The sequence below is a fragment of the Patescibacteria group bacterium genome (assembly GCA_041667185.1).
GTDB lineage: Bacteria > Patescibacteriota > Patescibacteriia > SG8-24 > SG8-24 > JBAYFM01.
On the sequence record JBAYFM010000022.1, the window covers coordinates 1 to 9,373 of the forward strand.

General features: G+C 58.3%; 10 protein-coding genes and 1 tRNA gene. 4 read left to right on the forward strand and 7 right to left on the reverse strand.

The features are described 5' to 3' along the window. Positions 1-58: 58 nt before the first annotated feature. From WCT10_05930 to WCT10_05940, 3 genes are all read right to left on the reverse strand, one after another. Positions 59-490 (reverse strand): hypothetical protein, encoded by a 432-nt coding sequence (locus tag WCT10_05930; GenBank protein ID MFA6604337.1) that lies wholly within the window; start codon positions 488-490, stop codon positions 59-61. Between the two features lie 308 nt (positions 491-798). Then, positions 799-1,275: a signal peptidase II gene (locus tag WCT10_05935; protein ID MFA6604338.1), complete on the reverse strand. Its 477-nt coding sequence runs from the start codon at positions 1,273-1,275 to the stop codon at positions 799-801. 17 nt (positions 1,276-1,292) lie between these two features. Further along, a complete protein-coding gene (locus WCT10_05940; protein MFA6604339.1) occupies positions 1,293-1,664 on the reverse strand; it encodes a TraR/DksA C4-type zinc finger protein in 372 nt (123 codons plus the stop codon). Between the two features lie 14 nt (positions 1,665-1,678). Here WCT10_05940 and WCT10_05945 point away from each other — a divergent pair, with 14 nt between their 5' ends. Then, positions 1,679-2,230, forward strand: a complete 552-nt coding sequence (locus WCT10_05945) for a hypothetical protein (protein ID MFA6604340.1) — start codon at positions 1,679-1,681, stop codon at positions 2,228-2,230. Between the two features lie 31 nt (positions 2,231-2,261). Here the strand turns inward: WCT10_05945 and WCT10_05950 are convergent, their stop codons facing one another. From WCT10_05950 to rpsO, 4 genes are all read right to left on the reverse strand, one after another. After that, positions 2,262-3,701, reverse strand: a complete 1,440-nt coding sequence (locus WCT10_05950) for a hypothetical protein (GenBank protein MFA6604341.1) — start codon at positions 3,699-3,701, stop codon at positions 2,262-2,264. A gap of 13 nt (positions 3,702-3,714) precedes the next feature. Next, positions 3,715-5,970, reverse strand: coding sequence for a polyribonucleotide nucleotidyltransferase (gene pnp, locus WCT10_05955; GenBank protein MFA6604342.1), 2,256 nt, complete (start codon positions 5,968-5,970; stop codon positions 3,715-3,717). A gap of 135 nt (positions 5,971-6,105) precedes the next feature. Next, positions 6,106-6,768, reverse strand: a complete 663-nt coding sequence (locus WCT10_05960) for an NYN domain-containing protein (GenBank protein MFA6604343.1) — start codon at positions 6,766-6,768, stop codon at positions 6,106-6,108. A gap of 87 nt (positions 6,769-6,855) precedes the next feature. Beyond that, positions 6,856-7,116: a 30S ribosomal protein S15 gene (rpsO, locus tag WCT10_05965; GenBank protein ID MFA6604344.1), complete on the reverse strand. Its 261-nt coding sequence runs from the start codon at positions 7,114-7,116 to the stop codon at positions 6,856-6,858. A 279-nt stretch (positions 7,117-7,395) separates the two neighbouring features. Between rpsO and WCT10_05970 the strand changes: the two genes are divergently transcribed. The 3 genes from WCT10_05970 (at position 7,396) to WCT10_05980 (ending at position 9,294) form a co-directional block, all read left to right on the forward strand. Further along, complete coding sequence (locus WCT10_05970) at positions 7,396-7,929, forward strand: exonuclease domain-containing protein (protein ID MFA6604345.1); 534 nt, start codon at positions 7,396-7,398, stop codon at positions 7,927-7,929. A 101-nt stretch (positions 7,930-8,030) separates the two neighbouring features. Then, entirely contained in the window at positions 8,031-8,969 is a 939-nt protein-coding gene (xerA, locus tag WCT10_05975; GenBank protein MFA6604346.1) for a site-specific tyrosine recombinase/integron integrase, read from the forward strand. Positions 8,970-9,219: 250 nt separating this feature from the next. Next, positions 9,220-9,294: transfer RNA gene (locus WCT10_05980), tRNA-Arg, on the forward strand. Positions 9,295-9,373: the final 79 nt, after the last annotated feature.

The window sequence follows — 9,373 nt, forward strand, 5'->3', positions numbered from 1 at the left end:
GATTCGCCCAAGGCACGTCGGTCGCGACTGACGCGCCAAGGCTCCAAAGCCCCAAGCGCTAACTCGCGAAAACCGCGGCCGGGTCCTGGCCATCGAAGTCATGGCCGACACAGTAGGAGAACCAGCCCCACCTGTCATCGTCCCAGTACAAGCAACGGACAAACAGGAGGCCGAAATAATTGCGATAGATCGTGCCCCAGAAGAAAACGTTGCGGGTGCAGTCGTGCTCGTTGGTCTTCCACGACTCGGGAATGAGGTCGGGATGAGCAAGCAGGTAATCGAGCACTTGCGCTCCGTAGACCGTGGCGCCCGCGAGCTTTTTCTTGAGGCTGCTCCCGCGGATCGTGCCCTTCTTCTGAGCGGCGTCGAGGTGAAACGCGATCTTGGCCGGATCGAATTCGATCTGACCGCGAACGCGATTCGCGAGCTGATCCTCGGGCTTGATGGACCAACCGTCTGGAATGAACGGCCGGCTGTCGCAGTCGATCATGACCACACTCCTTTGGCGAAGCCGTTGGTTTGCTGTAGTCGCGGAGAATCCGCGCTTAGTAGTTGCCTTCGGTTGAAAGCGGCGTTTTTAGGCCCAACCTGAGCTCAAAAACGCTGCTTTCAACCTGGCGAGAGTGAGCTGATTTAAAAAGGAACGAATCAATAGCGCATCGTAAAAAAAGCCGACTAAAATGTCAAACCGACGAGCATTAACGCTATAGGGAGAGACGAAGTGCAGGAGTGCTGAAGTGCTGGAGTTTGTATCTGGTCTCTCCGACTCCTCCACTCACTCACTCTCCCATTCAGTGGTCAGCGCTTATTTTTATCTCGCGCACCCAGTAACAAAAACAACAGACCGCCGATGATCATGATATCCGCCAGATTGATCGCGGAAAGGCGGAAGAAGATGAGATAATCAACGGTTGCGCCGACAACCAGCCGGTCCCAGAGATTCGAGACAGCGCCGAGTAAGATGATGATCAGCAGCGGCAACAATCGCCGGTAACGAAGGTCTCTCCAGATCAGGAATGACATTCCGACGAGTACTGTAAAAGCCAGGGCAGCCAGCGGCCAAAAGATCGCCGCCGGCAGCGGCAGACTGAAAGCGATCCCGCGATTCAGGAAGAGTTCGAACGATACCAGCCGGCCGCCGTAAGGATGCCCGGTCAGCTCGATCACGAGCCGCTTCAGAGCGCGATCCGCCAAAAACAAACCGACCGCGGCCGCATAGATGAGCCGTGGTCGGGCGAGTATTTTGTCGATCGTGGAAGTCGCGGTTTCGGACATGCCGGTCAAAACGGCGGTTACATCTCCTGAGTGAACGATTTTTTGCATTCGACACAGGAGCTCGAAGCCGGTCTGGCGAGCAAGCGCTTCTCGTCGATCTCCTTGCTGCAATACTTGCAAATGCCGTAGTTGCCCTTTTTGATGCTTTCCAGAGCCTTGACGATGTCTCGGAGCGTGGATTCCAGGGTCCGTTCGAGCGTCAGGTTGGTGCTGTAGGTATCGACCTCCTCGGCGTTCTCATCCTCCTTATCGCCCAGGTTCGGGAATTTCGCCTCGTAATCACTGGCGTTTTTGGGATTCTGTTTAGCGAGTTCCTCAAGCTCCTTGGTCAGGCGGACCTTTTCCTCGTTCAGCTGAGCCTCGATCTTGGCGAGCAATTCCTTCTGCATAAATGATGTGATTCTTGGTTGCGGGCGTCCTTTTGAAGGATGCCTGGTCATTGACCTTAAGGCATGATACCCGCTGGATTGAAAAATGGCAACAGTTAAGGATTCGAAATTTAAGCAATAAAAATCGGCGCAAGAAGTTTTTGCCCAATATGATGAATCATACATGGCTCACTTGCGCCGAAAGGGTCTGGGGTGTGCTCGTTACGGGCGCAATATCTTGCCTCGAACTCTCAAGAGAAGATAGCGCGCCCGAACAAACAATCACTGATCCAGGCCAAAGGACCGATACTTCTCTACCTTTCCGTGGTATTAACCTCCTTAATGTTAATTGCGGAGGATACCGCCGCCTGTTTTTGAAGTTTTATTTTTGTTCTCCAATTTTGGCGCGGAATAGTACAGAAGGGAGAAATGACCCCAAAGCGTCTTTCGGTTCATTTCTCCGCTGTTTGGAAGGAACTCAATTACCTTATGACCTAAGTTTACCAGTGTTTTCGGATTATGTCAACGGTGAAGAATGTGGCTGGGTTAAGATAAAAAATGACCACCGGAACAGCGGCGGTCATTGATTGTGAATAACTTCGTTGTTCAATTATTAAGCTACTTATCCACATTTCCACCTATATATCCACAGGTTATCAGTAAGCCTGACTCAATTTGGGCGACAACAACGCTTTTTGCCTTATTTAAGCTTAATTCGCTGCCCCCCAATATCACCTTGAGGGCTTTTTCAGCCAGTTCTGGCTTGACCACCGCCGTGCGCACCCCTTTGAGGGAGCAGGAGTCGTTGGCATGTCGTGTTACAGACCGATCCAGGGCGAATAAGCCGAGGTCATTGGTCAAGACGACTCCGCCGCTTTTGGGGTCAATTTCGTTCAGATAAAGCCCGATTTCGTTGCCGTCGACGCTCAGCGATCTAGTCGTGGTGCCGTCGCTCAGATTCTCCCAACTCACCGTCTGGTCGCTATAGACCAACTCGGTCAGCGTATCCTCGTCCGGCAGCTCGACGAGCCGCCTCTCCGGGACGGCGGCGTTGGCGTAGGCCTTGATCCGAGCGGCGACCAGGTCAAGGTCGCAAGTCGAACACGCGGCGTAGAAGCTGGGTCGGTCGGCAGCCGAGGCGTAGATCCCCAATGCGTCAAATTCCGTCATGATCGCACCAAGGGCAGCCTTGGAGGGGGTGGCAAAAGTCGGATCGGCCAGCGGCGACAGTGACATCAAAGCGTCGATCTTCTGGAAAAAGAGCGACTGCAGATCAAGATCGCGATTTTTCCCGTAGACAGCGATGACGGCGCCGGTCGGGAGCTCCGGACCTAGTTTGGCGACTCTGGCGGCATCAGCCGAAGAACCCAGCCAGACGGCGTTGTTTGAGGTCGCCGTTAGCGGCACGACGGTCAAGCGGACGCGGTCGTCAGCCGACGCGACGGCCAGGGAAAAGGCTGGCAGACCCTGGAAGAGGTGTTGATCCGCGGCCTCGGGGTCGCGCGGCAGCCGGGCGGGGTTGGCGTAGGCTTGGAAGTCAGCCAGGCTGCGGGCGGCAGACAAGGCTCGGACGGCGTTCTGGTCAGCCGCGAGGGTGGTGCCGTTGCCCCAGGCCACGAAGACCTCGGCGATGATCCGGTCGTCGCCGACCAGAAAGGTCCGTTCATCAATGGCGGTGGCCGCAACCAGTCTCAGGAGTTCGCGCTCGGTCGGCGTCGGCGTCCGCCATCTGTTCCAGCGGAAGAGGCCGCCCCAGGACAAAGAACCGTCGCTGTTCGCGACGGCGAACCGGGCGACTTCGTCAGCTTTGAGGTTCTCGGGCAGCGCCAGCGCCTGGCTGATCCAGGGCGCGGCTCGCGTTCCGTCGTTCGCATGCAGGTAGATCGCGGTCTGGAGCGGCGCGAAGCGGACGAGCATGTCGCTGCGTCCGAGGAAAGTGTTCGTGAAGAGCGCAACGCTCAGCGCGAACGAGGTCGTTAAGCACAAGAGGGCGACGAACTTCAGTTCGCCGCCCCGGTTGCGCCCGATCTCGTTCAGTTTGAGTCCGGGGAATTTCATCGCTGATCGCTGGTTAGTCGCGGCGGAAGCCTCCGGGCGGGCCGCTGCGGCGCGGGCCGCCGAAGCCGTTGCTCTGCGGCCGCTGAGCCGTGTAGCCCGGCGGCGGTTCCTGTTTCTCGCCCAGGTCGATCTTGGCCTGCTTCAGGGACAGGTTGACACGTCCCAGCTCGTCGATCTTGATGACCTTGACCGGGATGATGTCGCCGACCTTCACGACGTCGCCGACCTTGTTCACGAAATACGGAGCGAGTTCAGTGACGTGGACGAGGCCTTCCTGGCCGGGCAGCACTTCGACGAAGGCGCCGAAATCCATGAGCCGGGTGACCTTGCCTTCTTTGAACAATTCACCGACCTCGATCTCGCGGGTCAGATTCCTGATCCACTGCGCCGCCTTGTCGAGCATGGCTTTGTTCGCGGAGCAGATGGTCACGGTGCCGTCCTGTTCGACATCAATGTTGGCGCCGGTCTCGTCGATGATGGCGTTGATCATCTTGCCGCCGGGGCCGATGACGTCGCGGATGCGTTCCGGATCGATCTTGATGGTGACGATGCGAGGAGCGTACGGCGACATGTCAGCGCGCGGCGCGGCGATCGCTTTCTCCATCACGTCGAGGATCTGATAGCGGGCTTCTTTGGCCTGGTTGAGCGTCTTTTCGACGATCTCCGGGGTCAGGCCCAGGGTCTTGGTGTCGAGCTGGATGGTAGTGATGCCCTGGCGCGTGCCGCCGACCTTGAAGTCCATGCCGCCGTGGCCGTCCTCGAGATCCTGCAGGTCGGTGAGGATCTTGTAGTTGCCGGTCTTCTCATCGGAAGCGAGGCCCATGGCAATGCCGGCCACCGGGCGCTTGATCGGGACGCCGGCGTCCATGAGCGCGAGGGTCGAGCCGCAGATCGAAGCCTGCGAACTCGAACCGTTGGAGCCGAGCACTTCGGAGACGACGCGGATGGTGTAGGGGAACGTCTCTTTCTCGGGGAGGACCGGGACGAGCGCGCGCTCAGCGAGGCCGCCGTGGCCGATCTCGCGCCGGCCGGGGTTCGAGACTTTGCCGGTCTCATGCGTGGCGTACGGCGGAAAATTGTAGTGGTGCATGTAGCGCTTCTTGCCGGTCTGATCCATGCCGTCGAGCGACTGGGCGTCGCCCGGGCCGCCGAGAGTGACGATGGAGAGGACCTGGGTCTCGCCGCGCATGAAGAGACCAGTGCCGTGGACGCGGGGCAGGAGGCCGACCTCGGAAGAGAGTCCGCGGATGTCGGTCATCTTGCGGCCGTCGCAGCGGAGGTCGCGCTCCAGGATCGCTTTGGTGACGGCGGCGTCAACGATGCCGTCGAAAGCGTCGAGGACTTTCTTGCGCTTCTCCTTGCCGACCTGTTCGGCTTTGAGATGCGCGTCGAGTTCATGGCTGAGTTTTTCAAGAGCCGCATAACGTTCGGCCTTGGTGACCTTGGAACCGGAGAAAAGTTCGGTCTCGAAGCGGGGCTCGATGAAAGCCTTGGCTTTGGCGAGCAAGTCCTCTTCTTCCTGGCGCTCCTCGGGCGTCTGGTCGGGATCGCGGCCTTTGAGTTCCTCCGGGTTCATCTTCGACTGGCCGACGGCGGCGACCACCTGCTTGATGAGCTCGATCGGCTCGGCAAGATGCTTCTGGCCGAACATGATCGCCTCGTACATGTCCTTCTCCAGCACCTCGTTGCTGTTGGCTTCGATCATGATCGCCTTGGCGGGAGTGCCCGCGACGATGACATCGAGGTCGCTCTTGGTGCGGGCTTCGAAGGTCGGGTTGATGATCATCTCGCCGCCGACGCGGCCGACGCGAATGCCGCCGATCGGACCCTGCCACGGGATGTTCGAGATAGCGAGGGCGCAGGAGCCGGCCACCATGCCGACGATGTCGGAGTCGTTCTCCATGTCGATGCTCAGGATCTCAAGCACGACCTGGGTCTCATGGCGCATGCCATCCGGAAAAAGCGGGCGGAGCGCGCGGTCGATCATGCGGCCGGTCATGACCGCTTCATCGGTCGGTTTGCCTTCGCGCTTCATGAACCGCGAATTCTTGATCTTGCCGGCGGCGTACATCTTCTCGTCGTAATCGACCATCAGCGGGAAGAAGTCGATATTCTCGCGCGGGGATGAACTCATGACGGCGGTCGCGAGGACGACGGTGTCGCCATAGCGGACCGTGCAGGACGCGTTGGCCTGCAGAGCGAGCTTGCCCGTCTCGACGGTGAGGGTCTTGCCTCCCCATTCGGTCTGGAAGGATTTGACTTCCGACATAGTGTTTTGGCCGCCTCGGGTTCGTCCGAGAGCTTTAGACCACTGGCTTCCGCAGCGCGGAAGGCTCATCGGTCTACTTGTTCTCAGGCGAACGGGATCGCGGCCGATTAAGGATTTTTAAGCTTTAATTAGCTATTATTTCATGAACTTGAACTTCGGCGGCGTCCTTTTCTGCGGCTGGCGGTTGCCGCTCCGGGGCTGCTGGCGCTGCGACGGCGACATTCTTGGTGGTTGCGGAGCGCGGGGCGTCTGCGGCGGGCGCGGCGGCTGCGACGCGGCGGCCGGGGTCTGGCCATGGGGCCGCATCTTGATCAGATATTTATCCTTGTCTTCGGACAGATCGATGAAATCATCGACGGTCGCGCGCAGTTTCGCGGAAGTGGTGCCGCCGAAAGCGATGGCTTCGACCTGGCGGCCATGGTGTTTCAGGTAGTCGACCAGTTCGACGAAGTCGCCGTCGCCCGAGACCAGGACGACCACGTCCAGGATCTCGCCGATGCGGATGGCGTCGACCGCCATGCCGACGTCCCAGTCGGCTTTCTTGGCGCCGGACTCGAAGACCTGTAGTTCGCGTTCCTTGGTCTCGAGGCCGCGTTGGTTGAGCGCTTCGAAGAATGGCTGCTCTTCACCCGTGGCTTTGACCACGTAGGCGATGGCGCGGATCAGTTTGCGGCCAGCGACGGCGGTCTCGAGGATGTTGCCGAAATCAACCTTGCTGTTGAACAGGTTCTTGGCGGAGTAGTACATGTTCTGCACGTCGATGAACACGCCCACGCGCTGGTCTTTGTGTTTGATCATAGTCGTTCTTTAGTTGGCGGCCGGAAGTCTTTACCGAAATAACACAGGAACGCTGGACCCTAAGGTCCAGCGTCCTCCTTCGGCAGGTTAGAGCTTGAGCTTCTCGACCAGTTCGGCGTACGCGGTGGCGTCCTCGCGCTGCAGGTATTTCTGCAGGCGGCGGCGCTCGCCGACCTTGCGCAAGAGACCCTTGCGGGAAGAAAAGTCTTTCTTGTGGCCCAGGAGATGCTGGGTAAGGTCCTTGATCTCGGCTGTCAGGATGGCGATCTGGACCTGCGGGGAGCCAGTATCCGACTCGTGGGTCTTATACTTTTCGATTATCTTCTCCTTCTGCTTTTTGTCCAGCATAAGGCGTTTCTGCGGGCTCAACGGCCCGGATTAGCGTGTCGTCCAGCGGTTTAAGGTTGCCGAACGACCGTACGAATTACGCGCTGATGTTAGCAATACTTTATTATATTGGCAAGACTAAGACCGGCCGGCGGCTCAAATAAGGCGGCCTCGGCGGGTCGGCGTCCGTTTGGCCGCCAGTCAGCCCCAATCATTGACAAAAAACCTTTTTTGAATCTATTCTGAATCTACGAACGGTCATGATCTGTTCTTTTCAGCCGTTTCGGGAAGGAGACAGTGATGCGCGAAGTCTATATCTCCGTTGACGTGGAAACGACCGGACCCATCCCTGGGACTTTCAGCATGTACCAGCTTGGAGCCTGCGTTGTCGGTGATAAGCGGCAGAATTTCTTCGCCAGACTCAAGCTGCTCAATGAAAATTGCGAGGACGAGTCGCTGGTCGCTTGCCGTGTAACCTTGCCGGAGCTGCTGGCCAAGGGCGAAGATCCGGCCGTGGTCATGCGTCGGTTCGCCACCTGGGTGCTGCAGGTGTCTGCCGGCGCCCGTCCGGTCTTCGTCGCTTTCAATGCCACTTTCGACTGGATGTTCGTACACTGGTATTTCTGCCAGTTCTTGGGACATTCGCCCTTCGGCCACAACGGCCTGGACGTCAAGGCCTACTACATGGGTCTGACCGGCTGCGAGTGGGGCGACACCTCCAAAGGCGATATCGTCCGGCGTTTTCCGCCGCGATACGCGCATACCCACAACGCGCTGGACGACGCGATCGAACAAGCGCAGATCTTCGAGCAGATGCTCGCCGTCAGCCGTTAGCCTCAGCCCCGATATTTCGGGGTTTTTTGTTGGCCATTGTCACCTCGTTCGCGAACGACGCGGCTTCGCAAGAAGCATTTTGTGTCGTATAATGAATAAGTATGGCTGATTCGAAAGCTTTGGTCGCGGATTTCCTAACCTATCTCGAGATCGAACGCAACCGTTCCGAGCGGACGGTGCGGAATTATGATTTTTATCTGCGCCGCTTTTTTACCTGGGCCAAGTCGCCGGCGCCGTCAGGGATCACGCAGGATCTGGTGCGGAGTTATCGCGTCTGGCTGAACCGCTACAAGGACGAGACCGGTCAGCCGCTCAAGAAGAGCACACAGAATTATCATCTGATCGCCCTGCGGTCGTTCCTGAAATATCTCGCCAAGCGCGACGTCAAAACTCTGGCGTCGGAGAAGATCGAGTTGGCCAAGATGCCGGAGCGCTCGGTCGAGTTCCTGGACGAGAGCGAGCTGCAGCGGCTGCTCGAAGCGCCTTTGAAGGACAACGGCGGCGGCAATGCTGACGCGCCGCTCGTGCGCCAGCGCGACCGGGCGATCCTGGAGATGCTGTTCTCGACCGGTCTGCGCGTTTCGGAATTGTCTGGTCTGACGCGGGACGGCGTGAATCTGAAACAGGACGAGTTCACCGTGCGCGGCAAGGGCGACAAGCCGCGGATCGTCTTTCTGTCGAATCAGGCGCGCTACTGGCTGAAGTCCTATCTCGACAAGAGAGGAGACACGGATCCGCACCTGTTCGTGAGCCACGACCGAGCGGCCAAGGGTCGCGAGTATGCCGGTGGACTGACGCCGCGCAGCATCCAGCGCATCGTCGAACATTACGCCAAGGCTGCGGGCATCACGAAGAACATCACACCGCACACGATGCGCCACACGTTCGCCACGGACCTGCTGCGGAACGGCGCCGACATCCGCAGCGTGCAGACGATGCTCGGACACTCTTCCATCACCACCACGCAGATCTACACGCACATCACCGACGAACGGCTGCGGGAGGTGTATGAGAAGTTCCATGGGAAGAAGGAAAAATAACGGTGTTGACCGGCCCGACTGAACATTGGTATTGTCTGCGAGTTCTTTAACAGGTCAGGGTCACATATAATAATGCGCCCCGTAGCTCAATGGATAAGCCCGCCCGAATAATAATGAAAATGGATATCTGCGGGCTTGCGCTAATAGGTGGCGGCCTTAGCCGCGCATCTGTAATGGTCCGACTGTGCCGAACCGGCAGCGTAGAGCACTCATCACCAAAAGTTCCTTAAACAAAAAAGTCCGTCCTTCTGTCCCCGTAGCTCAATGGATAGAGCGCCAGCCTTCTAAGCTGGCAATGATGGTTCGATTCCATCCGGGGACACCACCCCCCCCCCCCCCCCCCAAAAAAAAAAAAAAAAACACAACTTTTTTCTCCCGCGAGGGGCTATGTCACAACAACCCCC

What these genes read in the sequence shown, in the direction of transcription:
- rpsO (MFA6604344.1), bottom strand. Translation starts at nt 7,116, where the DNA reads ATGCTGGACAAAAAGCAGAAGGAGAAGATAATCGAAAAGTATAAGACC.
- WCT10_05930 (MFA6604337.1), bottom strand. Translation starts at nt 490, where the DNA reads ATGATCGACTGCGACAGCCGGCCGTTCATTCCAGACGGTTGGTCCATC.
- WCT10_05950 (MFA6604341.1), bottom strand. Translation starts at nt 3,701, where the DNA reads ATGAAATTCCCCGGACTCAAACTGAACGAGATCGGGCGCAACCGGGGC.
- WCT10_05940 (MFA6604339.1), bottom strand. Translation starts at nt 1,664, where the DNA reads ATGCAGAAGGAATTGCTCGCCAAGATCGAGGCTCAGCTGAACGAGGAA.
- WCT10_05970 (MFA6604345.1), top strand. Translation starts at nt 7,396, where the DNA reads ATGCGCGAAGTCTATATCTCCGTTGACGTGGAAACGACCGGACCCATC.
- WCT10_05960 (MFA6604343.1), bottom strand. Translation starts at nt 6,768, where the DNA reads ATGATCAAACACAAAGACCAGCGCGTGGGCGTGTTCATCGACGTGCAG.
- pnp (MFA6604342.1), bottom strand. Translation starts at nt 5,970, where the DNA reads ATGTCGGAAGTCAAATCCTTCCAGACCGAATGGGGAGGCAAGACCCTC.
- WCT10_05935 (MFA6604338.1), bottom strand. Translation starts at nt 1,275, where the DNA reads ATGTCCGAAACCGCGACTTCCACGATCGACAAAATACTCGCCCGACCA.
- xerA (MFA6604346.1), top strand. Translation starts at nt 8,031, where the DNA reads ATGGCTGATTCGAAAGCTTTGGTCGCGGATTTCCTAACCTATCTCGAG.